Origin of the sequence: Shewanella sp. MF05960 (assembly GCF_050849305.1) — a bacterium.
Lineage (GTDB): Bacteria > Pseudomonadota > Gammaproteobacteria > Enterobacterales > Shewanellaceae > Shewanella.
In genome coordinates this window covers 186,995-213,724 of the sequence record NZ_JBOZPS010000009.1, presented here as the reverse complement: position 1 = coordinate 213,724, position 26,730 = coordinate 186,995, and the positions used below count along the sequence as shown (strand labels likewise).

At 39.9% G+C, this 26,730-nt stretch carries 20 protein-coding genes and 5 tRNA genes; 8 read left to right on the top strand and 17 right to left on the bottom strand.

Features of this window, described 5'->3' with window-relative positions; genetic code table 11:
- The 4 genes from ACROAE_RS11615 to ACROAE_RS11600 form a co-directional block, all read right to left on the bottom strand.
- Window positions 1–186 (bottom strand): transposase family protein (locus tag ACROAE_RS11615; RefSeq protein ID WP_432401865.1); only part of this gene is annotated, 186 nt, incomplete at its 3' end.
- Window positions 187–322: 136 nt separating this feature from the next.
- Window positions 323–1,828, bottom strand: coding sequence for a S8 family serine peptidase (locus ACROAE_RS11610; RefSeq protein WP_432401863.1), 1,506 nt, complete (start codon window positions 1,826–1,828; stop codon window positions 323–325).
- A gap of 22 nt (window positions 1,829–1,850) precedes the next feature.
- Complete coding sequence (locus tag ACROAE_RS11605) at window positions 1,851–2,801, bottom strand: hypothetical protein (protein WP_432401861.1); 951 nt, start codon at window positions 2,799–2,801, stop codon at window positions 1,851–1,853.
- A 335-nt stretch (window positions 2,802–3,136) separates the two neighbouring features.
- The gene (locus ACROAE_RS11600; protein ID WP_432401859.1) at window positions 3,137–4,276 is read right to left on the bottom strand and encodes a hypothetical protein; all 1,140 of its coding nucleotides are present in this window, start codon (window positions 4,274–4,276) and stop codon (window positions 3,137–3,139) included.
- A gap of 563 nt (window positions 4,277–4,839) precedes the next feature.
- On the opposite strand from ACROAE_RS11600, the gene ACROAE_RS11595 reads away from it, so the two are divergent.
- Together ACROAE_RS11595 and ACROAE_RS11590 are read left to right on the top strand one after the other, a co-directional pair.
- On the top strand, window positions 4,840–7,692 hold the full coding sequence (locus ACROAE_RS11595) for a protein kinase domain-containing protein (RefSeq protein WP_432401857.1): 2,853 nt from the start codon (window positions 4,840–4,842) through the stop codon (window positions 7,690–7,692).
- 23 nt (window positions 7,693–7,715) lie between these two features.
- The gene (locus tag ACROAE_RS11590) at window positions 7,716–8,324 is read left to right on the top strand and encodes a sigma-70 family RNA polymerase sigma factor (protein ID WP_432401855.1); all 609 of its coding nucleotides are present in this window, start codon (window positions 7,716–7,718) and stop codon (window positions 8,322–8,324) included.
- Window positions 8,325–8,424: 100 nt separating this feature from the next.
- On the opposite strand, the gene ACROAE_RS11585 is transcribed toward ACROAE_RS11590, so the two are convergent.
- From ACROAE_RS11585 to ACROAE_RS11565, 5 genes are all read right to left on the bottom strand, one after another.
- Window positions 8,425–9,744 carry a hypothetical protein gene (locus ACROAE_RS11585; protein WP_432401853.1) on the bottom strand — a complete coding sequence of 440 codons (1,320 nt, stop codon included), beginning with the start codon at window positions 9,742–9,744 and terminating at the stop codon, window positions 8,425–8,427.
- Between the two features lie 34 nt (window positions 9,745–9,778).
- Window positions 9,779–10,117, bottom strand: a complete 339-nt coding sequence (locus tag ACROAE_RS11580; protein ID WP_432401851.1) for a hypothetical protein — start codon at window positions 10,115–10,117, stop codon at window positions 9,779–9,781.
- A 328-nt stretch (window positions 10,118–10,445) separates the two neighbouring features.
- The gene (locus tag ACROAE_RS11575; protein ID WP_432401849.1) at window positions 10,446–11,777 is read right to left on the bottom strand and encodes a hypothetical protein; all 1,332 of its coding nucleotides are present in this window, start codon (window positions 11,775–11,777) and stop codon (window positions 10,446–10,448) included.
- A gap of 998 nt (window positions 11,778–12,775) precedes the next feature.
- A complete protein-coding gene (locus ACROAE_RS11570; RefSeq protein ID WP_432401847.1) occupies window positions 12,776–14,107 on the bottom strand; it encodes a site-specific integrase in 1,332 nt (443 codons plus the stop codon).
- A gap of 87 nt (window positions 14,108–14,194) precedes the next feature.
- A tRNA-Ser gene (locus tag ACROAE_RS11565) sits at window positions 14,195–14,284 on the bottom strand.
- 249 nt (window positions 14,285–14,533) lie between these two features.
- Here ACROAE_RS11565 and ACROAE_RS11560 point away from each other — a divergent pair.
- A complete protein-coding gene (locus ACROAE_RS11560) occupies window positions 14,534–16,273 on the top strand; it encodes a S16 family serine protease (RefSeq protein WP_432401873.1) in 1,740 nt (579 codons plus the stop codon).
- Window positions 16,274–16,348: 75 nt separating this feature from the next.
- On the top strand, window positions 16,349–16,864 hold the full coding sequence (gene fabA / locus ACROAE_RS11555) for a bifunctional 3-hydroxydecanoyl-ACP dehydratase/trans-2-decenoyl-ACP isomerase (RefSeq protein ID WP_432401845.1): 516 nt from the start codon (window positions 16,349–16,351) through the stop codon (window positions 16,862–16,864).
- A 62-nt stretch (window positions 16,865–16,926) separates the two neighbouring features.
- On the opposite strand, the gene rmf is transcribed toward fabA, so the two are convergent.
- The 5 genes from rmf to rlmKL all read right to left on the bottom strand — a co-directional run bounded on the left by rmf (window position 16,927) and on the right by rlmKL (window position 23,530).
- Window positions 16,927–17,103 (bottom strand): ribosome modulation factor, encoded by a 177-nt coding sequence (rmf, locus tag ACROAE_RS11550; RefSeq protein WP_160053401.1) that lies wholly within the window; start codon window positions 17,101–17,103, stop codon window positions 16,927–16,929.
- Window positions 17,104–17,332: 229 nt separating this feature from the next.
- Window positions 17,333–19,228, bottom strand: coding sequence for a DUF3466 family protein (locus tag ACROAE_RS11545; RefSeq protein WP_432401843.1), 1,896 nt, complete (start codon window positions 19,226–19,228; stop codon window positions 17,333–17,335).
- A 25-nt stretch (window positions 19,229–19,253) separates the two neighbouring features.
- Window positions 19,254–21,170 (bottom strand): ABC transporter ATP-binding protein, encoded by a 1,917-nt coding sequence (locus ACROAE_RS11540; RefSeq protein WP_432401841.1) that lies wholly within the window; start codon window positions 21,168–21,170, stop codon window positions 19,254–19,256.
- A 1-nt stretch (window position 21,171) separates the two neighbouring features.
- Window positions 21,172–21,405: a glutaredoxin family protein gene (locus ACROAE_RS11535; RefSeq protein WP_432401839.1), complete on the bottom strand. Its 234-nt coding sequence runs from the start codon at window positions 21,403–21,405 to the stop codon at window positions 21,172–21,174.
- On the bottom strand, window positions 21,395–23,530 hold the full coding sequence (gene rlmKL / locus ACROAE_RS11530) for a bifunctional 23S rRNA (guanine(2069)-N(7))-methyltransferase RlmK/23S rRNA (guanine(2445)-N(2))-methyltransferase RlmL (protein ID WP_432401836.1): 2,136 nt from the start codon (window positions 23,528–23,530) through the stop codon (window positions 21,395–21,397). The genes ACROAE_RS11535 and rlmKL overlap by 11 nt, the downstream gene beginning before the upstream one ends.
- 292 nt (window positions 23,531–23,822) lie before the next feature.
- On the opposite strand from rlmKL, the gene ACROAE_RS11525 reads away from it, so the two are divergent.
- From ACROAE_RS11525 to ACROAE_RS11510, 4 genes are all read left to right on the top strand, one after another.
- Window positions 23,823–23,898 (top strand) — tRNA-Met (locus ACROAE_RS11525).
- A gap of 84 nt (window positions 23,899–23,982) precedes the next feature.
- Window positions 23,983–24,058 (top strand) — tRNA-Met (locus ACROAE_RS11520).
- A gap of 86 nt (window positions 24,059–24,144) precedes the next feature.
- Window positions 24,145–24,220 (top strand) — tRNA-Met (locus ACROAE_RS11515).
- A gap of 186 nt (window positions 24,221–24,406) precedes the next feature.
- A tRNA-Met gene (locus ACROAE_RS11510) sits at window positions 24,407–24,482 on the top strand.
- Window positions 24,483–24,956: 474 nt separating this feature from the next.
- Here the strand turns inward: ACROAE_RS11510 and ACROAE_RS11505 are convergent.
- The 3 genes from ACROAE_RS11505 to ACROAE_RS11495 form a co-directional block, all read right to left on the bottom strand.
- Complete coding sequence (locus ACROAE_RS11505) at window positions 24,957–25,652, bottom strand: alpha/beta fold hydrolase (RefSeq protein ID WP_432401834.1); 696 nt, start codon at window positions 25,650–25,652, stop codon at window positions 24,957–24,959.
- Window positions 25,653–25,670: 18 nt separating this feature from the next.
- Window positions 25,671–26,042, bottom strand: a complete 372-nt coding sequence (locus ACROAE_RS11500; RefSeq protein ID WP_432401832.1) for a rhodanese-like domain-containing protein — start codon at window positions 26,040–26,042, stop codon at window positions 25,671–25,673.
- A 145-nt stretch (window positions 26,043–26,187) separates the two neighbouring features.
- Window positions 26,188–26,727: an RNA methyltransferase gene (locus ACROAE_RS11495; RefSeq protein WP_432401830.1), complete on the bottom strand. Its 540-nt coding sequence runs from the start codon at window positions 26,725–26,727 to the stop codon at window positions 26,188–26,190.
- Window positions 26,728–26,730 lie beyond the last annotated feature (3 nt).

Below are 26,730 nucleotides of genomic sequence, written 5' to 3'. Positions count from 1 at the left end.
GTTGTTGTTTTTAAACCAATCATGATGCCCAAGAATGTATTCGCGAATATCAAACCAGCCTTTAGCGCCTGCGATAACGGCACATAGCGAACCAAACAGTACCTCAAAAAGGCAATAGGTCACTTTACCCCCTTGACGCTGGTCTGTTATTGTTTGGAAATTCTCTTTGAAGTGGTCAATATGCATGGTGTGCTCCCGAAAAAAGGGAGTATAAGATCATAGCGAGATGTTAACGTCAAATAGTGCGTTAAATTGTTCAAAAAACATTCACGATCTCGCCCTGGCCTTAATACATAGCTAAATTATCTAACTTACAACATTGTTAATCGCAGCTAGCGTCTTTTTCTTCGTATGTTGTGATGTGAATAACATCATCAGAACAATCATCTGAGAAGCACACTGTAAATCCATAGTCGAATGATTCGATATCGAAATCAGGTACTAGCTGTGTTGTCTTTTTCGTGTCACTGATGAATAACTCAGTGGCACTGTCATTCACATCAATAGCGGTGCCTTTTGGTGCACGATAGACGTTATAGGTTACATGATCTCTTTCCGTACCAAGCGCATTCAGTGTTAATTCAAGCATTCCGCATAAAGGAAGTGACTCGCCAAATGTTTCAATTAGTAGCTGTTTATCACATGCATTACCATAAGGAAGTGCCTGCTTGATGTAGCTTAAATTACCCGCCTGATAAAGCTCACCCGCTTCAACAAGTTTGTCGTTGTTAAGATGACCTTCACCACAGCTATCAACAGTACACGTTGTGGTGTCACTAAACTCAGTAGATGTTGATAAAAGAAGGTATTTCACTTCTGCTGGTGTTAGCCCGTCAGTAACACTAAGCACGTTGGCAATCGCTGCTGAGACAAGAGGAGTTGAGAATGATGTACCATCACCGACGTATGCCTTGTTGGGCAGAGATGGGTCATCTAATCCATACACGGCCAAGTCATCTCCGCGAGCAGTAATGTCATTGAAAGATCCATAATTAGTAAAGCTTGCCTGGTTGTCATTTATGTCAGTAGCAGAAACAGCAATTACACCCTTGCAGTTTGCCGGAAATGCAAGTGCGGTTTCGACGCTGCCATTTCCTGCGCCAGCAACAACTGTAATACCTTTTGATATGGCATAATCAATTGATTCCTGAACCTCAATAGGGCAGTCAGAATAACCGGCGCGACTAATATTAATTACATCAACTGGATGACTAATATCAGCGATACCTTCATCAGCAAAACTTTTCCCTGCCAGCCAAGCTATGCCGTCATTTAAGTCGAAGGCGCTTCCTTCACTACAGGCAGCCACTCGAGCAGGGACGACTTCAACGTTATTGCCAGCACCAAAGATTCCCACTCCATTATTGCTTTTTGCTGCAATGATTGAAGCGACATACGTTCCATGAGGGACGCACAATGACATCTCGCGCATTAACTTTTCACTGTATGCATCACTGTCACGCTCAAAAAAGTCTGCACTTTCACTCGCGTAGTTGATATCAGGATGCGGAGCAAATCCCGCATCAATAAGTCCAACACGGATTTTTTTTGTCTGCTTGGTTTGTGATTTTAGCCACGAGCCAATAAATTGATTGCCGACAGTTGCCTCTGTTAATGAAGAGTGCATATAAGAATACTGTAGGCGCTGAAACTCAGCATCGTTAGGCAATGAGCCATCAGATGACACAGACTGCTTACCAGTAGGCTGGGGCGCAAGCTGTGGCGTAAAGTAACGTTCAGTAATCTGCGTTTCTTTTGGCGCAGACATTGCTGCTGTTGCTACGAAAGACGCGAGTATTGCCATTGATAAGGTAGTTAATTTTTTCATGATATTCTCCGGTAATACAGCGTTATTCTGCGGCACAAGTTGATGAAATGATTTTGCCGATTAACGCAAATTCGCTATTAAAAACCCACTGGCTGTTCACATATGAGCCCATGGATGGATTACCAATTAAAGATGACATGCCAGTCAAGGTCATACTTAACTCACCAGGAGTAAACACCGGTAGCTTGTCTGAAAGCGCTGCAATATCACTGATTTTTGTCGCCAAAGTGGTGTTGATTGAAAGAATGTAGGTTTGCAAGCCGCTTATAGTCGAATCAATATCGGTCTCACTCAGTGCGCCAGCCTTGTAGTCTGCAAGCATTTTGGTGATTGCTGCTGAAGAGTAAGAACTGTTTTTGGCTAAGGTGCTGTATGCCACTGTTTGCGCGTCACTAAAGGCATCTTGATAATCATCTGCATCGGATGCTGTTGTTTCGCCAACATACACCGCAGCACTACTGTAAAAGCGGTAAATATTCGTCATGTCAGCAAATAATGATTTTTGGCTCACTGATGATGCGTAGGCGGTTAAAAACGAAACCTTACTGACGGCTGATGTGTTTTTAACATTGGCCGTGAACGTAACGGTATGTGAAGTTTTGCTGTCTTTAGCGGTAACGACAAACTGCTCAATGAGATCGTTGTTCATTTCAGGGGCAGTAAAGGTCACATTAACTGAATTACCACTAACATCAATTTTGACTTTTCCTTTGCCTGAATAGCTACTTGTTGCCGACAGTGTGCCATTAACATTGCTTGCTGAGAATGAGCCAGAAACTGAGCCTAGCTCATCTACTGAGGTGCTAATCAAAGACGTGCTAACTGTCATTGGTTGAGATGGCTGTGTGGTTACTGGTGGCGTTGGTGTTACCGAGGAGCTATCATTTTCATCGCTGTCACTGCCCCCACCACAAGCAGAAAGAAAAACGGTTATAACCGCAGTATAAATAAACAGAGCGATGTTCTTTTTCATTATATAATCTCGATTAATATTACGAAGTGTAAAGTTGATTATTGTGTTATAAGCTAATTGTTAATTTTAATGCGATAATTTAATAAGGTAACAAGTTGGTTGAGAAAAAATTAATAAAGTAATTCTGTGGTGTTGAATTATTTTTTATTTTTAACAGGCGCGCTAAGCTCTTTTAATATGCGTGTTATCTATTGCTGTTGCATTTAATGCGAAATGTTAAGTTTCAATTTAATATAAGTATTAATATTTTATTAAATTGAAAGTGTACGCCTTTATGTGTCATAACGTAAAATATCAGCAACCTATGTAAAGGCTGCTGATTAAGTTGATTTAGCTTATTTCCAGTCGGCTACCCATGTTTGATAATTTGATTTAAATGAACTGTAAGTCATTACTTGCCCGTAATGATTTTTTAGATTAAGCGCATCAAACGCTGACTCAAAGCTAGTGATGCCGCTTGCTGTATTTGAATATAGCTTGTTTATGGTGCTAACATCATTATTTAGGTGAAGATAACTATAGGCCAAACCATATTCTTCATAGTATGCATTTTTATCTGATGCGTTGTTCATATCATCAATTGATGTATTTGACACTTCGCTTCGTTTAGCTATCGATTGGCCTGAAAGATACACTGCTTGACCTTCTACAAGCCAGCTCGGAAGGTTGTATATGCCAACAACAGAACCATCAGTGACTCGATAGTGTTGCATTTGAACATGGTGAATAAGCTCGTGCTTGGTGTAAACTGATTCTAATACACGACTATCCGCTTCTGGCTCAGCGAAGTTTAGTCCGTGAAATGTCCCTTCAGCAAAACGACTTTTGTTCATGTGTCCAGCAAGACAGACAATAACTTTGTCGCTGCGCTTTTCAACTTCCGCTCCTGATAGTTCGCTAAACTTTTCGGTTAGAATTAAAGCCGTGTCAATAGCGCCCTGAGTGTCAAGAGACTGATAATGATCTGGAATGCCATAGATAACATCGCTAGCGGTCATTGACTTCCAATCAACATCTTTATGAATGCCGGTATAGACATAGTTATACGCAAGTTCATCATTGTATTCGCTTGTTTGTAAAAAACGATTTGCGATAGTTGGTGCGTATTGCGGCATAAATTCTTTTAGGGATGCCGTGGTAAAGTTCATTTTCCCATAGGAAAAAGACATGTTGTTCTGAACAAGTGTTGCAACAGCCATTAAGTTATTATTGCCAACTGCGCTGTTAGCATAAACTCGTACAAATTCGCTTTCAAAATACTTGTCAGAACTACCATTACAGTAATAACCCTGACCTACATCTTCTGTTGGATATTCGATATAGCCATCACTACCAGATTGCATCGTATTACCAGATACATAGGTTTTAGATGGTGTTGTATCTGATGGAGCATCGGTTTCTTTTTCTGAGTCGCCACCGCCACCACAGGCAGATAACACTAATGCCGCTAATAATGTATAAGAATGTTTTTTCATTTTAATGTCACAGAATCTCAATAACGCCATTAATATCCATCCACACATTAAATGTGTGGTGATAAAAGCTAATGTAAAAACAACAATACTTCGTTGTTTTCAGCCTCAGTGTTTAGTCCCCAATTAATTACTCGCCATGAGCAGTAAAGGGGGCATGAATTACACAAACACCCTTATAAAAAAATAACCCAATTTACAGAGAATGACTACAGACGGATTTTTTAAAAAAAACCACATAGGAATTGAACATTTTTTTATATTATAGCGTTTTAGCTCAAATTTTAAGCATTCAAATCAGTCTGTTATGGACTTTTAAACGGTTAAGGATATAGTCACAAATTACACCGTGTCATACTTTGTGATGACTCTGCGATACACTTGCTCAAGCAGTCAATTACCTTATGTTGCTGCATAAATGTTAACTGTGCAGCACTAATAACGACATGTTGACTTGTGAAAGAGTAAAAACATAACTTTGGTATTTATATGTTTTTATTATTTGCGTGTTGTTGAGCATTTTAGGCATCTTTATACGGATATAACTCTCATTCACAGGCGGGAACGTGACTTCACTTTACGATATTTTTATTCAAGCAATATCACTTCCTGCTACACAACAACGTGCATTTATTCATCAGCAGTGTGAAGGTGAACAAGCATTAATTGATGAAATTAATGTGCTTATTACCAATGATAACGAGCTTGCTGAACATGATTGGTCAAGATTAATGGCAGACCAGTTTGACAGTTTATCTAACCATGTGACCGCGTTAACAGGCTGTTTTGTGGGTGCATTTAAATTGGTGAAACTCATTGGCCAAGGTGGCATGGGAGCCGTTTATTTAGCCGATAGAATTGATGAGAAATTTGAACAGAAAGTGGCTGTTAAAATTATTAATCATCAATTAGAGTCATTTATAGGTAAAGAAGCCTTAATTCGTGAAGCCAGCTTTATGGCAAAGCTCAATCATCCTAATATTGGTAAGGTTTTTGACGCGGGGATCTCCGCTGAAGGTTATTCTTACATTGTGATGGAGCTCGTTGATGGTAAGCCAATTTCAACGTTATGGGCCGATAACAGCGTTCGACTAAAAGATAAGTTAAGCGTTTTTTGTAGCTTGTGTGACGCCATTCATCATGCGCACCAAAATCAAATTGTTCATGCAGATCTTAAACCCGCTAACATTCTGGTCGATAATCGCAATCAAATAAAGGTATTGGATTTTGGTATTGCGCGTATCTTTTGTAATAGTGATGAACCAAGCCAACAGATATACAAAACGTATGTTAAGGCGTTAACCCCTATTTATGCCAGCCCAGAAGTTAAACTCGGCGAGCTTGCCAATACAACAAGTGATATTTACTCACTTGGGTTAATTTTAAAAGACTTACTGCTTTGCTCAGATGAATATAGCAAAAGAGTGGAATTACATGCGATTGCTGATAAAGCATCCAGCCTTGATAGTTCGTTACGTTATCTTTCTGTTTTAGATCTTAAATATGATATTGAACGCTATTTAAGTCATCAAAATGTAACTGCGTATTCGGGCAGTTATGGGTTTAAATTAACAAAGTTTGTTTTTAAGCGATATCCTATCCCGACATTGACAGCGGTGAGTTTTTTTGCCGCGATAACTTATCTAACTGTGAATTTGTACATACAGTTTGAAGACCTTAAAGTGGCTAAGAATCAGTCTGACTTGGTGGTGAAAAAGTTATCTGAGCTATTGGAAATGGCAGACTTAAAAAAATCGAATGGTAAAGAGTTACTCGCGGTAGATTTATTAGATAATGCTAAAAAAATCGTTAAAGACGATAAAGTCCTTAATGCCGATTCTATTGCGAAAATCAAACTGACTCTGGCTGATAGTTATGAGTCTATTGGTAATATTGCACAAGCTAAAACTCTGTATCAAGAAGTGATAAATAGCGTTGCATTATTAAGCGACGCTGATATGGCTTTTAAAGCAGGCGGACAATTAGTGCAATTGTACAACTATTCAAATGAATTTAGTTTGATTGACCCTAATACAAGTGTGTTACTTGATCATTTAACATTTTCGGGTGTTGAGGGGTTACCAGATACACCATTGCAAGCCATTTTTTATCATAATTACCTTAATGGCCAGAAATACCATTTATATCAAAGTATGCCCAGCGATATGGGGCTACAACACATTAATTTACTGAGAAATATCAAAGCCCATTATTGGGATGAATTAACCGATGAGCTTAAGGGTAATGTGCTTGGCGCACTCGGTGGTGCGTTAGAGAATCAAATACCCATTGGCATTGAGTTTAACTTTGAGCAAACAGATGAACTCATTTTTGACTCACAATATAAACCTCTTATTGAAGAAGCCGCTGTTGCCCTTAATCAATCGGTCGAGATTTATACTGGTTTGAATAACCAAATTGAAGTGTTAAAAAAGCAGTTAGTATTAGGCCGGGCGTACATAGAATTAGACAGATTTGAAGAAGGACAGCGTGTAATGAGTCAGGCGCTGAATAACCACAAAAAAATTGTCGGTGAACAACATCCTAATAATATTCACTTTTATCGCATGATTGCTGGTTTTTATGCTTATGATGCGCCGCAATTAAGTTATCAAGCGGCGGTAAACGGTGTCACGTTAGCGGAAACATATTTGGCGACTAACCCCGGTTTATATCTGAATTCGCTTGAGGTGCTGTTGTTCACGTTATACAACATAGGGGATTTTGAACAATATCAACAATATGCTAATCGGTTGTTTAATGTGTATTTAACCCTTGGTACTGATAAGCGGGACATTGCATCGGTGACGTTAGCAGCAAAAATTATAGATGAGTATTTGTCTATTATTGGGAAAGCCCCTGAACACTTGCCCGCGATTGTGACTCAAATTTTAAATGATGTTGATGGGCTGGTGAGTGGCAAAGACAATATCCCAGAGCGAACCACAGCGCTATTTACACCCGCATTCAATACTTATTTACTGAATTTAGTCACAAGCCAGGACTTAGCACTAACGCGTATTGATTATTTGCAATCGCAAGATGTGCTTACTACAACAGCAAAGCGAGATGTTTATTTTTACAATAAGAAACAACTTGAACTTGCCTATTTACTGAGTGAAAGCGCAAGCACAGAAGTGCCCCCTAACATTGCGTTAGCAGCATTACCTCAGTTTACATGGGGAGCAAAAGAGCGTCGCAATTCTGCTAATCGTCTTGATGTATTGATAAAAGAAGCCAAAATCGCACTTAATTATCACGATATAGCGTTTTCAAAGCGCAACATTACCCAGATTAAAACACTGTTAGATAACCGAAATATTCAGAGTAATAGTAATTGGTATAAGCAATACCAGCAGCTGGTGGATGACGTTGCCGTTTCTGAACGGTCTGTGGGTTTAGCGAAACGCAGCAGTTAATATAGATTCAAAGGAGCTTGTTAATGACAGAAAGTGAAGTGTTGTGTTTAATTAAAGCTTGGCAAAATGGCGAGCCTGAGCCAACGAAGGTATTGATGGAATTGGCTTATATTAAAATAAAAGAGTATGCCAATATTCATTATGACAATCTGCCTGAGGATGTAAATACTGCATTTTTATCTTTGTCTGTTACGGATTTAACGCATGATTGCTATGAAAAGTTGTTGGTCGCCGAGTCAACTTTACCTGTTGAAACATTACGTGAGTTTTACAGTTATTTAAATTCAACGGTAAGAAACCTATTTATTGATCATTATCGTAAGACGGTAAAGAGCAAGGCGAGGGGGATGAGTAAAGTGTCATCAACCATCGCGATTAATCAAAAAGGCCAACCTTTGGAGGACGACTTTAATAGCATCATTTTGTACCTCGAAATGGACGGCTTTTCTAAGCACTATGCCAGGCAGGCAGAGGCACTGGATTTACGCTATTTTGCTCAAAAGAGTAACAAAGAAATTGCCAGGTTACTCGGAGTGTCTTTAAGAACGGTAGAAAATGATTTACGGTTTGCCAAAGCATGGTTAAAGCAACGCATGCAGCCGTCTGTTCAACCGTCTAGAGAGTTTGCATAAACGGTGTTGTGATAGTGATTTAAGATACGTTTAACCACCAATAAAAAACCAGACAAGCTGTCTGGTTTTTTATTGAACTCATTTAACTAACGAATAAAGATCAGTCATTACAAGTTTCACAAACGTTAACACCGGTGAAATCAATATCACCTAATTCACCATTAACAACGGATTGTGTCATTGGACCATAAGCATTTTCATCAGCGGTGTCGATGGCGTAAATTTGGTAGTCGCCATCTGGAATGCTGCCAACGGCATAGCTATAGCCGCTCTGATCTGTATTTACCGTAACTTCATACTCATTTTCTTGATCCAGTGTTGGTATTAGAAACAATCTGGCGATGGTGACTGTCGCTGAAACAGATGTAAATGATGCTGAATATTGATCTGTATTCAGCCAGTCATTTAGGATTAGTTCACTGTATCCTTCTGTTGTTAATAGGTCTGTGTAGTCATAGCCAGAAGGCAGTGTGAATGCGCCTGTTGCTTGCAACATTGCGATTTCACTGTGAAACTGTGGCATTGTTTGAGGATCTTGTCCTGCTTGATACGAATTTCTAATGAGTGAGATAAGTGCTTGATCAGTTAACCCTTTGTCTACTAAGTAGTTAACCGAGGTTTTATAGATTGAGTATAGTTTATTATCGTATTGTGGATAGGCTTCTAAGATATCTTGTTGGTGGTTATAGGTGTTAATGCCATAAGCTGATTGCAACCCTTGTAATGAGGGATTACTTGCCAGATCGCTTGTAAAGTTCATTAATAATGAACGGCTTACATTACTTGAATCCATTGAAGCAAAATACTCCGCACTGCCTTCTTGGAACCAACGAGGTAAGTGATGGTATATTGTATTTTTTCCAAGTAATTCAGTTTGAACAACATGGAATAGCTCGTGTTTTGCTAGTTTAAAACCGCTAGCGTTAAGTTCAATAGGGCTAAATGTCATACTGGCAATTGAGCCTGTTCCATTACCCGTTTGATTGTTATCGAGACAAATTACCCACTTATTTTGTCCATCTAAATTTAGGTCATTACTTTTATTTAAGCCCGTCGCAGTTATCAGTTCATTTAAGGCTATTTGAGTAAGTTGTGCTGCATAAATTAAATCAGCGTCATTCCCATCACTTTTGGCGCTTGAGCTGAAACCTACATACAAGTCTGTCGTTTCATAGACACTGCTTGTTGTCGAACATTGAGATTCTACGCTGTTATCTGATACCGATGGGGTTATCGCCAGCATTTTTTGAGCAAGTTCACCTGTTGGGGCCATATAGACACTTTGCTCAGAAGAAGAGCCGTTGCCTTTGCTAGGTGTATTGACTGAGTCGTCGGTGTTTTCATTGCTGTCGCTGCCACCACATGCAGTTAATCCTGCAGATAATAATGCGATACTGATTAACGATGTATATTTTTTCATATTATTTTCAACTTTCTTCATGGTCAGTGTGTCATTAATCAACTTTAGTAAATTTTATGGTTGCAATACCTGATTTAATCAGTAATGAACCGTCTTTATCGATGATGTAGGCCTGATCGCCTTCTTGTGTTTGCATGATTAAAATTTTTCTGTCGCCTTGTTCTTTGACGTAGATTTTTTCGACTTCTATTTTTTGACCATTTGATTCAATGTAATCAGTGCCGATGTACATTGTTGTTTTAGGCATCATGCTATTTAAGCTGCCTAATCCGGTAGCCTCGATGCTTGATTCATATTGACCTTCATAGCCATGTCCCCCGCAAGCTGCGAGTAAAAGTGATAAACCTGCAACGATAAAAGATTTTTTCAGCATAAATTTTCCTTTGCGAACTCAAATATAAATCATCTAGAGGGTGTAAAAGCCGATGTCAGACGATGCGAGCAGATAAAAATACCTAGAAAAGGTGCCGTTTGCTACAGACGTCGTTTTTAAAAAAAACCACAATTGTTTTTATCAAATTTTGAGTTAGATAATGATTTCATTGCAAAGTGAGCGATGTTCGACAGTATTTGAAGAATTACAGTTGCGGCATGGCCAAACTCATTTGACTAAAAAAGTCCTATAAATGATTTATATGAGGGGTATTACCGTTTTAGTTTTTTGGAGCCTGTAAATTATTTTCAGGCTCCATCGGTCAAGTTTATAGTGTAATAGTTTGGAATTCTTTTGATGTCAAAATATCATTCAGCCCTATGGTGACTAAAGCTTTGTCATCAAATTCAGCAAGTCGAATTATTTTATAAGCGGCTTTTTGATTAATTTTTCTCTCTGGACGTGCAATTAATAAATTAAATTTTTCACTATTATCAAGCTTAAATCGCCCATCCGCGCTAACAGTAGACACATAATCTAGCTGATTTAAAAGAATATTATTGTAGTGAAACTCCGAATACAAATTCAAAGTACGCATATGTTCAAAAGCAACTTCGTTAGCTATTTTTTCATCACTAGGAATTATCACTCTATCCACTGCGTCTTGAGCCCATTTCACTTTGGTTTCAAGGCTTTCTAGCATTCTTCTGTCATTACGTTGGTATCTGTTATGTAAATCAGCTATCTGAGGATGGTCTTGGTAATACGAGTTGGATTGTTTTATTAACTGATTTCCGTCTCGCAAATACGATTGAGCTTTATTTAAGGCAAGTTTAATTGCGTTAATTTGAGGTTCTTTAAGTTTCTGGTTTTGTGCATTATCAGACGCATAACTAGAAGGGAATGTAATTTTTGTGCAAACCAATTCTGATTTATCGTCTGTTATACGTGCATCTGAATAATAAATAGCATTTGGTTTATTTCCTGCATTTCTATCTAAATCGCGACACGTTTTATCTTTTAATGCCTCTGTGAAATTATACGAATACGTATTATAAAATCTGTCATTACCTAATCTTTTACTTATGTTTCCAGTCGAGTCAACTCCTACATCAGCCAGACTTTTAATGGCTTCTGTTTTTGCCAATTGAAACGCATCATTTAACGCTACTCTTTGAGATTTAAATGACTCAATATCAGATCTCCCCTTTTCAAAGGCAGCAAAAGACTCATTGTAAGTGGGAAGAAATGAATCTTTTTCAGCTTTACTCGCTGCTAGCTGTGCTAATTCGTTATCAAGTTGTGCTTGATAGGTCGCTTTCAGTTTTGCTTTAGCCTCTACTAGGTTAAAAGGCTTTACGTCATCGACTAAATCAGCAAGATCCATTTCATCAATTAAATCGTCAACGGCTTCAACGAAGGCTTTTGCATCACTTAAATCCTTAGTGCCCGTGACTTCTTCCATCCTTTGTTTGAAGTCTGCTTTAGCTTCAGCCCAATCCTCGATTGCCGATGAATCGAGTGTATAAATATCGACTTTACTCGAGCCTAAATAACGCATTGATGAATCATCTATCTTGCCAATATCAGGGCCTTGAGTACAACCTTGGGCTATAAAAATTGCAGCGACTACAGTAGAAAATTTAAAGATATTTGTCATCTAATTAACCCTTTTGCATAATTTGTTTATCAAATCACAACCTTTAACTAACTACTTAATTTTATGTCAAATAATGAGTATTAAAGGTCATGCTAAACCAACATAGCTAACGAAAATACCTTGGTGTTAAGTCTGTTGCTACAGACGTATTTTTGAAAAAAAACCACAATTTTTTTTAATACATACAGGAGAAACTTGATATGCCATACCAATGACGTTTCAATAATCCTGTGTCACATTGTTCAAAAGTAATGAGATATCGCCTTTATTAGGCAATAAAGATCTTTTCCCTCAATTATTTTTTAGGCAGAGAAATCTGTCTTTATTTGATTAATACTTACTGTACTTCTATATATCATCACACTGTGATGGGTTTAGCTTGATTGTGACTTCAATTTTGTACATTAGTGTGTTTACAATTGCTTTTAGCATGCTTGAAGAACCATTCCTGTGTGGTCAAACTAACGGTGCTACTACAGCGATTATGATTTATAAACAAGTACCCTTTCTAATTTGAATTACTAAATAGACAGTAATTTATTAAGATTCATGACAGAAAGTCCCTGTATGGCATTCAAAGTCAATTCTCAATTTACCTTGATTTAAACGACAAGAAGATGTCAATACTGTGCCGTCTATTGGCAAACCATTGAATGACAATAGGCTGTGGCTTGTACTTTGCTTTTCTCACATGCGCAGCATGTAGCTTTTGGGTTCAAAGGGGTTTCCCCTTGCCCGAGCTTGTATCCGATCTTTTTGGAACAAAAAGTGGGATACAAGCGTACCGGGTTACGTACTAGTCCCACATAATTGTGGGCTGTTTTTTGCTTCGCACTCACCGACTGCGAGCCATTTTCAACAGCCTAATCTCTCGCTCTCTGCTGTAGCGAAATAATGACAGCTTTGGCAGTGTTTGTGCCTCAACTGACACTGTTACTGCCAATCGAGACAGATTGTTAATTTAGGTTTAAAGTTTATTTATTAACCACACCCGATCATCAAATTTGATAGTCAATTTTCTCAATATCCTTAAGCAATGCAGCAACGTTTATATCTTTGTCGTAACGGCTATATGTGATGTTGGGATTAGCGTGACCGACGATTTGCGCCACGATATGCTCGCTGATATCCAGTTGCTTCATTTCATCGACAAACGTGTGTCTGAGGCCGTAGGCGGTTGGACGCTGGTTAGCTTGCATGCCTATCTCGGTTTGAAGTTTGGCGAGCTGTTTGCAGTAAGTTTTTGACCAATCTTCAATGATGCCGACAGGTTTATAATCAAACAGCTGGGTATGTGTTGCTTTTCTTTGCTCAACAAACGCAATAAAGCCAAGCTCAAGCAAGTATTTGTGAATAGGCACATAACGTTTAGCGTTGAGGTTCTTTAATCGCTGTACAGCACCGCTGTCATCAACGCTAATGCAGTGTATACCATCGATTAGTTTGATATCTGCAGGTTTGAGCTGGCAAGCTTCTGAAGGCCTTAAACCACCATAAAGCATTAATCGGGTGACCCATTTGAAATCGGTTGTTGAAGCCTTGAATGATGAGCTGCGAAGTAGTCGTTTAAGTTCAGTGTGCGTCCAGCGGTCTCTAGCTTGATTCGGTTTAGCTTTTAGTTTTTGTCCGACAGTAACGCTTTCAAAGGGGTTGTGGTTGCAATAGTTCATTAACTGGCACCACTTAAAGAACTGAAATATGGCAGCTAAGTACTCTTTATTGCTTTTGTAGCTTCGGCCTTGGGTCAGTAACTCATCGCGATAGGTCATCGCATCAGCACTGGTGATGTCATGCACACATTTATCATCAGTTTTAAGCTTGGTTTTAAGAATGGATTTTGATGATACGGTATCAATAAAATGCCGAGTACGCTGCTCAAGCTGCTTGATAGACAGAGGCCTAATGGCTGATTTTTGTTTTGAGATAATAAATGCGCTTAATGCTTCGTTTAACCCAATAACAGGCTTTGCTTGCGCCACAGCGGTAGTTTCACGATGCTGAGACAATTTAGTCTCTCTAATGGGGATAGCATGAGATTTAGGCGTGATATTGAACGTAATATCAGAATCAGCTGCATCAAACTGAGCTCTGAGATGGTTAATGACCTCATCAACGTAGCGAATAAAGTCATTTATACGGGTTTGATGGTCAATAGACTTGATGATTTTTTTAAGTGCTCCGGCAACATCAATGTTACGGATGACTGCTTCTGCTCTGTCACGAGTCAGTAAGGAGACTTTTACGTCAAAGGGAAAGCCCTTGTCGCGTAAATATTTGGCTAAACAGATGCGCGTGAAGTATACGTTGTTGGGTGCTCGATAAAGATACATTGTCTGAGTCAATCCTTATGGAGAGCCCCTCAAACGCCAAAAACAAAAAAAGCCGTTGATAATCAACGGCTTTTCTCGTATTTAATGTGGCGGAGGGATAGGGATTTGAACCCTAGAACGGGATAAACCGTTGCCGGTTTTCAAGACCGGTGCATTCGACCACTCTGCCATCCCTCCGAACGGCGTGAATAATATAAGTAACTCGTTTGCTTGTAAACCATAAATTTCAAAAAAATGGCTGAATGTTTAGCATTTAATCATCCTGCTATGATTTTATGCATTCGCACTATTAAGGTGTTAAGCGGTAACAGGTTAAATTCGTTAGTGACTTAATCGATTTGGACTGAGAATCAGCTAAGGCTTTTGTGGTGCTTTATGCTAATATCATCAGACTATTTTTCGTTGCTATGGCCCGATTATTACTCTATGAACCCAACGTTATTGCCTAGTGCCAAACTTGCCCCTCAATATCATTTACCAGAAACGGCCACATCGACCTTTTTTCCAAGCCATTTACTGCTCGGACAAGAGCGCGTTGTTGACGCATTTAAATTAATGACCAAAATCGATTCGCAACATTTGTTTCTTGGTGATTTTTCGGGTGTTGATAGACCATTATTTATCAAGGCATTAGTGTCTCAGGCTGATACGCCGTCAAATAACTACTTAGTGGCGACGAAAAAGTTGTCTGACGATGCAGAGATCCAGTTCAAATGGCAAGCTGCAATGCCTGCGCAAAATGTCGGTATTATTGCTAAGCAAGAATCATTGTCGTGTTATTTACAAGGCACACTGCGCCGTGCGGATTTATTAGGCCGAATGATTAAGACAGACAAAGCCAGTGTTTACAAACCGGGGGCTTTGGCAAGTAATCATATGGTTTTTATTTGTTTAGAGTCTATTTGGCAACGTGAAAACCTGTGGGACTTGTTAATGCAAATCCTGCATGACGGTTACTATCGTATCAATAACGAGCTGGCTCCTATACCGGTTAATTGCAAAATTATTTTGGTTGGTTCAGGGCTTGCTTATGGCCAATTACGATCAGAAGACCGCAAATTTAACCGCCACTTCCCTATACTTGCAGAGATGAGCAACGAGGTTGATTTAACTCAGCACCCTGAATCTGCTTATGTGCAATGGCTGAGTGTCTTGGCTAAAGATGAAGCTGCCGAATTAGAACCGTCGAGTTTATTACCGCTGTTTTGGTTTAGCTCTCGTCAAGTTGAGCACCAGCAACGCTTAAGTTTAAACATGCTGGAGATTAAGCAACTCATTGCTCAAGCCAAAGCTTATGCTGGTAAGTCATCTCTTAATGCCGCTGCGATTGCTAAAGCGCTGGAGAAGCTCAAGTTTCGCCATAATAGTTCTGAAGTGTATTCTGCCCAGAGTTTTGACGATAATTTCATAAATCTGCCAACTAAAGGTGCTATGGTAGGGCAAATTAATGGACTGACAGTCATTGATACTGGCGATTACACCTACGGTGAACCCGCTCGTATTACCACGTCAGTGCATTATGGTGATGGTGAAGTTGCAGATATTGAAAGAAAGTCTGAATTAGGCGGCAATATTCATACTAAAGGTATGATGATTTTGTCAGCTTGTTTATATCGTATCTTTGGCCGTGATGCGCCGCTGCATTTGAATGCTAACATTGTGTTTGAACAGTCATACCAAGAAATCGACGGTGACAGTGCTTCATTAGCTGAATATTGCTGTTTGATGTCTGCCATTGCTGAGCAACCCATTGTGCAGAGCCTCGCAGTGACGGGAGCATTAGACCAATTTGGTAACGTACAAGCCATTGGCGGCGTAAATGAAAAGATTGAAGGATTTTATACCTTATGCCAACGTCGTGGACTCAGCGGCGAGCAAGGTGTAATTATTCCTAAAGCGAACGTATTACAGCTCAATTTAGAACCCGCTGTGATTGATGCGGTAAACAAAGGCTTATTTCATATCCATGCCATTGAACACTTGGACCAGGCTGTTGAGATTTTAATGCAAATGCCAGCAGGCGTTGCCAATGAAGATAACGACTTTGCAGCAGATACCCTTTATGGTTTGGTACAACAACGGCTGGATAAACTCGCAGGACAAGATGATGATGATATTGAGCTCAACTTTTTTGCTAAATTGTTAGCTAGATTACGGATTATATAGTGATCGGAGTTGTTTAGCTTACACGTGTTCGCTATCTTGTTTGGATTAATAGTTTATAGAGTGGTAAAGAATTAAATGGAAAAAGCTAACAGTTTCACTAAAGAACAACTTATCGCCTGTGGTAACGGTAATCTTTTAGGCCCTAACAGACCTCGCTTACCTGTCGATAACATGTTGATGATTGACCGCATTATTACCATCAATGAAAATGGTGGTGAATTTGGTAAAGGTGAAATTGTTGCCGAACTTGATATCACTCCTGACTTATGGTTTTTTGATTGCCACTTTAAAACAGACCCTGTTATGCCGGGTTGCTTAGGTTTAGATGCTATGTGGCAGTTAGTGGGTTTCTATTTAGGCTGGGAAGGCGCTGAAGGTAAAGGTCGAGCTTTAGGTGTTGGTGAAGTTAAATTTACCGGACAAGTATTGCCAGATGCCAAAAAAGTGACTTACAAACTCAATATTAAACGTAAAATACATCGCAAATTAGTGATGGGCATTGCAGATGCCACGATGGAAGTCGATGGCCGCCAAATTTATTCTGCCACTGATTTAAAAGTCGGTATTTTTAGTGATACTTCGACGTTCTAAACGTATTATTGTGTTTTACCCTATTACAACAATGCCCTCATTTGAGGGCATTTTGTTGGGCATTATTTGTTAAATAAGCCACTGAGTCGACCATCAACGCCTTCTCGCCATCCGCCAAGCCATTGAGACCGTGAGTCAAGATTAGCGTGAGGGCAAACTTCTTTTGAACGCCCTCCTATCCCAGCCTGAAATCCTTTTGAAAAAGCTCTGTCTAAACGATCTCTTTTCTGTCTTTTCATTCATGCGTCCTCTTCCATTTACAGGCTTCTGTTTAACGGGATGAAGCTGAAGCCATAAATATAGAAATAGACGCTTTTTTAACCAAAATCAATTAAAAAAATGACCAATTTATGGATTTTTTATTAAGGTATTGAGATATAAATTAAAAAAATCGAGGAATAATTCCTCGATTTTTTGATTAGTCATTTGTATCTAGCAAACTGATACAAATGTTAACTAGACTCAGCGTTATTTTTTTACTCTGCGACGAAGCCATAACAAAGGTAATGCGAATAACCAGGCAAAGCTTGCTGCGCCTTTACGCTCATAGGCAACGTCTTCAACCGCATCTGATGTTGAGCATGGTTCACCTGCGGTTGCTTTTAATACCACCATACGGGGTAAATAAGAGGTTACAGGCTCACCGTTACCATCTAACTCAAATAGCGGTAAACCATTTTCACCAATAATTAAGTCGCCCGTTGTCGAGTCATATTGGTATTCAGGTTTTAGAATAAACGCAGTACCGACAATAGTGCCGTCTTCGTTAATGCTATTGGCTTCTACAACTGAAATTTCGGTGTTGTAAGTTAATATTTCACCGGTACCGTCTTGAACACTTACGCTATGACGAACCCAGTCACCTTCGGTGTTTCTTTCATAACCTTTTGACTCACAGGTCAATTGATTATTTAAGTTAACGAATTCCGCAGTAGTGCTGTCATACAAGAAAGCCACTTTCGGACGAGGCTTTTCTTTGTCGTATGTCGACTCAATATAACCAACAACCTGGCCTTTATTGTTAATGTCTTTTGGTTTACTGCTTAAATCAGACAATGACGTTTGGAAATCATTTGGCGTTGTGATGCCCTCTTCTGGATTATTAGTATCCAGCATAAAGAACTTACTACGCAAATAACCACTAATGTACTTGCTGTAGCTACCAACTAAAATACCTGAATCGTTGATATCATAAGCAATTGAGTAATAAACTTTATCATCCATTTCTACCCAGTTGTACTGGTAGTTGCCATTACTGTCTTTTTTCCAATATGCGGCATCAAAATATAAATCATCGTCATCGCCATTACGATAAACATGTGAACGACCCGCTACATCACCAGCTGAGTTAATCCCTAAACCTTGCGAAGTAAAAATGAGCGTTGAGTCTTCATCAGGAGTTAATCCAAGCGGTAACTCTGTGCTCTGAGCTAAACCATTTTCATCTATGTTATCAAGATCCCAAACCATACCGCGAGTTTGATATTGAATATAGCGCGTACCATTAGTATCTGGGTACTGCCATGCTTGCACACAAATATCAGTAGGGATTGGATTGCTGGCATCGGTATCTTCAGCATCTTCAATACATTTATCGATACGAGTCTCACTAGATGAAGCAAGCGCTGTACTGCCATAACCTACCACTAGATTATTATTATTTACTCTAGAAGCAAGTGACCAACCACCGACTTCAACTGTAGCGGCATCTACGTCAGCGGTTTGCTCGCGATCGTAAGTGGTAAATGAAGGTAATAACGGGTATTCGACATCATTTTTTACCGCAATACCGCGCATTTCAAATTCACGGTAATAAAAATATTCTTGCGTCGTACTGGTGCCTTCATAATCTAAGGTTAGCTCTGGACCAGTATAAGCACCGACTTTTACGCCATTATTATTAATGCCATAAAAAAAGGTATCGACATCATTTACGATTAACTCATCATCTGAATCTGTTTCTGTGCTAGCAGGATCAAATGTGCCTGCCATGCTAAAGAATTCAGGAACCCAAGAGCCCACTGAAGCATTATCGCTTGATATAAAAGTAAAGTTGTTGGCTTCGATTTCAGAGTAAACAGAATACGTGATTGACTCTGCTGCGGTAATACCGTCTTCGATATCAATCACAGAATCATCAACGTCGTCGATGCTTAACTTGTTTTTGCCTTTCGAAATACCAACAAGTTCATCTTCATCATTAACGGCCATGGCATAGCCATTTCGTGTGCCATCTAATGTGCCATTTAAATCGTAATCTTCGATGTTAACAATTTCATATACAGAGGCGGCTTGAGCCGAACCGATAACACTTAATACGCCTATTGCAACTAATGACAAGGCTTTATCAAACTTTAACTTCATGTAACCATTCCTGTTTTATTATGCTTTACTTCAGTGACTCAAGTTCTTCCCAGCGTTGGAAGCACAGCTCTAAATTTTGTTCTTTCTCTGCTAATGTTTGCAGAGCCTTGTTAACCGTGTCAGCTGGTTGATTATAAAAATCAGCACTGCTTACAGTTTGTTGTAATACTTCTATGTCTTGCTCAAGCTGTTCCATTTGACTTGGAAGTGCTTCTAGCTCTTTTTGTAATTTATAAGAGAGCTTTTTAGCTGACTTTTCAGGTGCTGCTGTAGGCTTTGTTTCAACAACAGGTGTTGGTTGGACAACAGTTGTTGCGACAGGTTCCTCAGAATAAAATTTTGCCCCCTGAGAAATTGCATCTTGGTAGCCACCAACATATTCAGCCCAGTGTCCATTACCAGCAAACCACCAGCTACTGGTGACGGTATTGTCGATAAATGCTCTGTCGTGGCTCACTATCAATAACGTACCTTCAAAATCTGCAAGCAAAGACTCTAGCAATTCTAAAGTCTCAATATCAAGATCGTTTGTTGGTTCATCGAGAATAATAAGGTTTGCTGGGCGTAGTAACAACCGCGCCAATAACAAACGGTTCTTTTCGCCACCAGACAGTGCTTTAACTGGCGTGCGTGCACGCATTGGAGAAAATAAGAAATCTTGTAAGTAACTTAAAATATGGCGGTCTTGGCCATTAATCGTAACGGTACTTTTACCTTCGCCAACGTTTTCTTCAACGGTTTTTTCAGGATCAAGTGCTTCGCGATACTGATCGAAATAAGCCACTTCTAGCTTAGTACCGACTTTAATTTCGCCCGATTGAGGTTGTAACTTTTCAATCAATAACTTAATTAATGTTGATTTACCACAGCCATTAGGACCAATTAATGCAATTCGGTCACCGCGCATCACGGTAGTGCTGAAGTTTTTAACTAAATTTTTATCGGGTAAATTGTAGTTGACGTCTTTAACATCAAACACTAACTTGCCAGAACGCTCGGTGTCAGACACAGCCATTTTGGCATTACCTTGACGATTCAGTCGCTCTCCACGCTCAGCGCGTAATGCTTTTAACGCTCGAACGCGGCCTTCGTTACGAGTACGACGCGCTTTAACACCTTGGCGGATCCACACTTCTTCGTCAGCTAATTTCTTATCGAAATGGGCATTTTTTTCAGCTTCAACACGAAGCCATTCTTGCTTACCATCTAAATAGGCCTGGTAATTACCTGGGAATGAGATCACTACACCGCGGTCTAAATCTACAATTCTGGTTGCCATGCGTTGAATAAAGCCACGGTCGTGACTTACAAATACAATGGCACCTTTAAAGCTTAATAAAAACTGCTCTAACCACTCGATGGTATCAATGTCTAAGTGGTTGGTCGGTTCGTCGAGTAACAACAAATCAGGGTTTACAACCAAGGCTCGTGCCAAGGCGACTTTACGCTGCCAACCACCTGATAGTTCATTCAGTGGTTTGTCAGGATCTAAACCCAATAATTGACAGTTTTGAATAATACGTGAGTCAAGTTGCCAACCATTGTTATGGTCTAACACCTCTTGGATACGCTGCATTTCATTTAGCATGCGTTCCATATCATCAGGATTTGCGTCTGCTACGTCGTGCGATAATTGATGATACTTCTCTAACGCTTCACCAATATCTTTTAATGCTGCTGCAATATAAGAATAAACCGAGCCAGTTTCGGCTTTAGGCGGGTCTTGTTGTAGGCGACTGACATTGACGTCGTTAGCGATATTAAACTCGCCTTCGTCAAGCAGTACGTCTTTTGACAACACTTTCATTAAAGTGGATTTGCCTGTGCCGTTTCGGCCAACGATACACACTCGCTCGCCAGGCTCAATGGTAAAATCTGCATTTTGCAGTAAAGGAGTATAACCGTAGGCTAACGAGCCATTATTTATCCGAACCAGACTCAATCTAAACTCCTATAAACTCTTGTAATTGTTCGCCATCAAAAGGCCAAAATAATTCACGCTTACCCTGTGCTAGCACAGGTATGCTTATGCCATAACGCTCAGCTAACGCGGCGTCATCACAAATATCAATGTGTTGAAAATCAATGTCAGTTTGTTCAACGAGTGCCAAAGCAATATCACACAGATGGCAGCCATCTGTGTGATATAAAATGTAGGGCAAAGCACTACTTGGCATGCGTGAGTAACCAAACATTATGAATATGTGGGTTGCGCTTATAATCTAACGGTAAACATAAATTATCGATATTTGTCACGTTAATGCCAACTTGGTTTAACGCTTCAATATCCATCTTAAATTTACGTTTGTTGTTAGAGAAAATAAGCTCACCCGTTGGAGACAGTAGCTTAATCAATCCGCCTAACATTTCGGCGTGATCACGCTGTACATCCCAGCTGTCTTCCATACGTTTTGAATTTGAAAACGTGGGAGGGTCAATAAAAATCAAATCAAATTGCTGATGGCTATTGTCTTTTATCCACTGCAAACAATCCGCCTGGATAAAGTCGTATTTAGCCCCAGATAAACCATTTAGCGCAAAGTTTTCTTTCGCCCAGTTGATATAGGTATTTGACATATCAATAGTGGTGACTGTTTTAGCGCCGCCAATAGCCGCATGCACAGAAGCTGAACCTGTATAAGCAAATAAGTTAAGTACGCGTTTGCCTTTAGATTTGTCACCCACTAATTTACGGGTTACTCGGTGATCTAAAAACAAGCCTGTGTCGAGGTAACCCGTAAGGTTAAGTTTAAATCTGGCACCATATTCTTCGGTGATAACTTCAACTTTACGCTCATCTAATTTTTGATACTGACTCGCACCTTTTTGACGTTCGCGCGTTTTTAATGTCACGCGATCGGGGTGAATACCTAAGGCACTTGGTAGTGCTAACAGTACATCACTAATACGACGCTTTGTCACAGCTTCTGGAATGGTTGCCGGAGCTGAGTATTCTTGAATAACGACATAATCAACGTATTTATCAATGGCGACATTGTATTCAGGCAAATCGGCATCATATAAACGATAGCTGTCGATACGCTCTTTTTTAGCCCACTTTTCAAGCTGCTTAACATTCTTTTTAATGCGGTTAACAAATGCTGGCGCAATATCGATGAGATCGACACCGTCAGGAAGAGCAACCGCTTCACGACGCGTGCTATTAGCATGCAAAGTATAAATGTTAAATGCACACTCTAATGCACCATTGAACATTTTCATTTGTTTATCGGCTTTAAGCTTGAGCGATGATATTAACTCTATATCGCTACACAGCATGGCAATTTTCCAACCACCGAACTCTTTTTTCAACTTATCACCAAGCTGGTAGTAAAGTTGTAGTAGTTCAGTGACATTACCTAAACGCTCACCGTATGGCGGGTTAGAGATTAAAAAGCCTTCGCTTACTGGTGGCGAGACATCTAATGCGTCAGAAACAGTAAATTCAATAAACTCTGCTACACCCGCATTTTCAGCATTACGTTTAGCAATTGAAACGAGGTGCGCTTCAATATCAGAGCCGTAAAACTTAATTTTACAACGTGTCTTACCTAAAGTGGCACGAGCCTGAGCTTCTTCAAAAATGGTTTGCCACATCGCTTTGTTATGACTTTGCCAATTTTCAAAACCAAATTTTTCACGTTTCAAACCAGGTGCAATATCGGCGGCCATTAAAGCGGCTTCAATCAATACCGTACCGCTACCACAAAATGGGTCAAGGATAGTCGTTTGATTTGCTTGCCAACCACTGCGCACCAACATATTGGCTGCCAGGTTTTCTTTTAACGGGGCTTCGCCTGTTGTTGAACGGTAACCACGTTGATGTAACGATGCACCCGAAAAGTTCATCGAAATGGTGACTTGGCCATTACGGAAGTGAGCATCGATTTTAAAATCGGGATTAACGCGCTCAACATCCGGGCGAGGTGTACCATCATCACGAAAACGGTCAACAACCGCATCTTTGATTTTTAGCGCACCAAATTGAGTATTATTGATAAAACCACCGGTACCATGGAAATCGATACTGAAGGTTTTTTTATGTGAGAAGTGCGATGGCCAATCGATACAATACGCAGCGTTATAAAGTTGCTCGGCAGATTCACAAGCTCCTTTATAAATAACTAATACGATACGGCTCGCTAGGCGGGTCCATAGGGTGATCCGATATGCCAGTTCAAGCGGCGCAGAAAAGTACACACCGGCAACGCTTTCTTTAACATCGGTAGCGCCAAAATCTTTCAATTCAGAGGCTAGGCTATATTCAAAACCCTTAGGGGCTGCAGCAAAAAAATTAAACATGTATTAGTCAGTCATCGTTACACAAAATTCAGTGCAACATTATACCTGCTCAAACACATATCCCCAACGACTTATCGAAAAGGGGCTATAAATTATCCAATTTGTCCCATTAATGATCAATCTCATTTGATTACAGCACTGCACGCTTAATTAACCAGCAAACAAAAGGAATTATTCCGATTTTACTTGCAAAGACAAATGGGGATCGCTATAGTTCGCTCCGCTTTGAAGCAGACAGGTTTACACGCCAACTGGCATGTAACTCAGAATCAACAAAGCAGCGTTTATCGGACGCGGGATGGAGCAGTTGGTAGCTCGTCGGGCTCATAACCCGAAGGTCGTAGGTTCAAGTCCTGCTCCCGCAACCATTTTCTTTTAACAAGAAAAAAGATAAACGATTAGTAATACATTCTTTATCAATAGAATTAAAACAATTGATAGCGTTTATCGGACGCGGGATGGAGCAGTTGGTAGCTCGTCGGGCTCATAACCCGAAGGTCGTAGGTTCAAGTCCTGCTCCCGCAACCATTTTCTTGTTTAACAAGAATAAAGATAAACGATTAGTAATACATTCTTTGTCAATAGAATTAAAACAATTGATAGCGTTTATCGGACGCGGGATGGAGCAGTTGGTAGCTCGTCGGGCTCATAACCCGAAGGTCGTAGGTTCAAGTCCTGCTCCCGCAACCAATTCTTTAGTCAATAGAATTAAAATAATTGATAGCGTTTATCGGACGCGGAATAGCACAATTGATAGCTCGTCGGGCTCAGCTTTTTATAAACAAGAGTCGAAGGTCGTAGCTTTTCTATCAAGTCCTGCTCCCGCAACCATTTTTTTGTTCAACAAGAATATAGATAAACGTAATCAAAATCAGTCGCGGGATGGAGCAGTTGGTAGCTCGTCGGGCTCATAACCCGAAGGTCGTAGGTTCAAGTCCTGCTCCCGCAACCATTTTGAAAAATCATTATATTTAACCCTCATATACAATCCCCCCCATACTTAACTCCAATTAGAATTCTGTAATTACCAGACCAATACCAAAGCATTTGGTAGCTCGTCGAGCTCAGCTTTTCATAAACCGCTCTTTTTATAAGCCAAAGCGAAGGTCGTTGCTCTTTCTTTTTATCAAGTCCTGCTCCCGCAACCATTTTGAAAATGATCGACTCTTCTATATCCAATCCAAATCTTCATATCCAATCTATTCTTGTGTTATCAGGCTAAAACCAAAACAATTGATAGCTCGTCAGACTCAGCTTTTCATAAACCGCCGAATTTTATAAACAGCTCTTTTTTATAAGCCAAAGCTGAAGGTCGTCGCTCTTTCTTCTTATCAAGCCCTGCTTTCGCAACCATTTTCTCTCATCAAAAATCGCCCGCGCATACGATTCAGCTACATGAATACACTCAACATATGTCATCTCATGCTTAATCGAGTGTATTAAGAAAGGTTTCGATACATTGATTTACCGTATCGGGTTGTTCAGCAAAAACCATGTGAGTACCCTTCTCTATAATGGCAATTTGCGCGTTGGGGATATGCTGCTGTAAAAATGTGGCATATTTTATCGGTGTCATTTGATCTGCATCGCCCACAATAATTAACGTCGGCACATCAATTTGCGGCAGCTGCTCGATAACATCAAATTGGTCGCACATAGTGAAATCAGTCAGCATGACGTTAACGCCATTATTGATAATTGAAGTGTTGATTTGTGATTGTAAAGGCTCGGCAATATTTTGATTTGCTACCAGCAAATAGTCTGGTAATGGCAGTGCCGACTCGACAAGTGTTGATAGTGATTGTAAAAGCTGAGGCATCACTTTGAGCCGAGCTCCTGCGCCAATTAATACTAACGCCTTTAATTGTATCTTTGCCTTTGCTGAGATAGCGAGCTGCATTGCTATGGCACTGCCTAAAGAATGCCCAACTAATACCACATCATCTAACTGATGCAGCACAATATAATCTGCTAACCATTGTGTTAACACATCCACATTAGTCAGTGTTTGACCCTCTGGGTGGCCGGGGTAATCAATAGCAAGGCTATGTTCAAAAAACTGTTGTTGGTGCTGCCAAACAACATGCGTACAACCCGAGCCATGTAAAAAGAGTAACGTCATATTGATAAGCCTTGTTTGCTAGTCTTGAGTCGATAATGTCGGAAGTTTCGCTTTCCACCAACTCAACATTCCACCTTTGAGTTGATAAACATCATTAAAACCAAACTGCTTAAGTTTTCTAACGGCTGGAATACTTCGATGGGCAGAGAGACAAATAACGATAACTTTCTGGTCTGTATTAAGCTGTAGTTGTTTAACGGAATCAGCCGAAAAATGAGTAATAGGAAGGTTAATAGCCCCTTTGATGTGTGATTTACCCCACTCCAGCGTAGTGCGCACATCTACAATTTGAATATTGTTATTTTCAAGGTGTTGGAAAACAGTATTGGCATCCATTTCTGGCACATGACCAAATGGTAGCCACTGAGATAGTCGACTGATGAGTGACATAGGTAGTTCCTTAACATAACAAGTAGTTAGCTTAAACTACATTATGTTAAGACTTTTATTCAATCTAATAATAGCAATGCAGCTGAAAAAAATGCCGGATGATTTCTCATCCGGCATGTTCAATTTAATATGCTATTGAACCTACTTACTTCAACCAATGCTTCACTTTGGTCCGGTTATTATTATCACGACTTTGTTTAATCAATTCATCATCCGCTTCGACTTGAGTCATTTTAGCAAGGCGATCATAAAGTAGTACATTGACTGATGCCGCTAAATTCATACAACCTACAGTCGGCACATAAACAACATCGGTAGCCGCATCAATTAATTGCTGCGGAATAGTGCCATCTTCAGGGCCGAAGATATAAAACGCATTATCGGGATGAGTAAATAATGGCAACGGTGTCGCGCCAACTACTAAGTCAACACATACAATAGTTGCACCTTGAGGGACATTTTCAAGTAATGACTCAACACCTACTAATGGAATGCGTTTAGCTGCATCTTTAGTGTCGACATCATATTGTGCATCACCAGACTTAGCCGCTAACTCGTAACGTTTGCCGGTATAACAGACACTGTCGACACGATAACAGCCTGCAGCGCGCATAATCCCACCAACGTTTACCGGCGTTTTAGGGTTGACTAAACCAATAGTCACTTGCGAAGACGGATTTACCATAAC

Coding starts and splice junctions, on each gene's coding strand:
- ACROAE_RS11575 (WP_432401849.1), bottom strand. CDS start 11,777: ATGACAAATATCTTTAAATTTTCTACTGTAGTCGCTGCAATTTTTATA.
- ACROAE_RS11535 (WP_432401839.1), bottom strand. CDS start 21,405: ATGCCAAGTAGTGCTTTGCCCTACATTTTATATCACACAGATGGCTGC.
- fabA (WP_432401845.1), top strand. CDS start 16,349: ATGGAAAAAGCTAACAGTTTCACTAAAGAACAACTTATCGCCTGTGGT.
- rlmKL (WP_432401836.1), bottom strand. CDS start 23,530: ATGTTTAATTTTTTTGCTGCAGCCCCTAAGGGTTTTGAATATAGCCTA.
- ACROAE_RS11495 (WP_432401830.1), bottom strand. CDS start 26,727: ATGGTAAATCCGTCTTCGCAAGTGACTATTGGTTTAGTCAACCCTAAA.
- ACROAE_RS11545 (WP_432401843.1), bottom strand. CDS start 19,228: ATGAAGTTAAAGTTTGATAAAGCCTTGTCATTAGTTGCAATAGGCGTA.
- ACROAE_RS11570 (WP_432401847.1), bottom strand. CDS start 14,107: ATGTATCTTTATCGAGCACCCAACAACGTATACTTCACGCGCATCTGT.
- ACROAE_RS11610 (WP_432401863.1), bottom strand. CDS start 1,828: ATGAAAAAATTAACTACCTTATCAATGGCAATACTCGCGTCTTTCGTA.
- ACROAE_RS11580 (WP_432401851.1), bottom strand. CDS start 10,117: ATGCTGAAAAAATCTTTTATCGTTGCAGGTTTATCACTTTTACTCGCA.
- rmf (WP_160053401.1), bottom strand. CDS start 17,103: ATGAAAAGACAGAAAAGAGATCGTTTAGACAGAGCTTTTTCAAAAGGA.
- ACROAE_RS11605 (WP_432401861.1), bottom strand. CDS start 2,801: ATGAAAAAGAACATCGCTCTGTTTATTTATACTGCGGTTATAACCGTT.
- ACROAE_RS11500 (WP_432401832.1), bottom strand. CDS start 26,042: ATGTCACTCATCAGTCGACTATCTCAGTGGCTACCATTTGGTCATGTG.
- ACROAE_RS11600 (WP_432401859.1), bottom strand. CDS start 4,276: ATGAAAAAACATTCTTATACATTATTAGCGGCATTAGTGTTATCTGCC.
- ACROAE_RS11560 (WP_432401873.1), top strand. CDS start 14,534: ATGAACCCAACGTTATTGCCTAGTGCCAAACTTGCCCCTCAATATCAT.
- ACROAE_RS11590 (WP_432401855.1), top strand. CDS start 7,716: ATGACAGAAAGTGAAGTGTTGTGTTTAATTAAAGCTTGGCAAAATGGC.
- ACROAE_RS11585 (WP_432401853.1), bottom strand. CDS start 9,744: ATGAAAAAATATACATCGTTAATCAGTATCGCATTATTATCTGCAGGA.
- ACROAE_RS11505 (WP_432401834.1), bottom strand. CDS start 25,652: ATGACGTTACTCTTTTTACATGGCTCGGGTTGTACGCATGTTGTTTGG.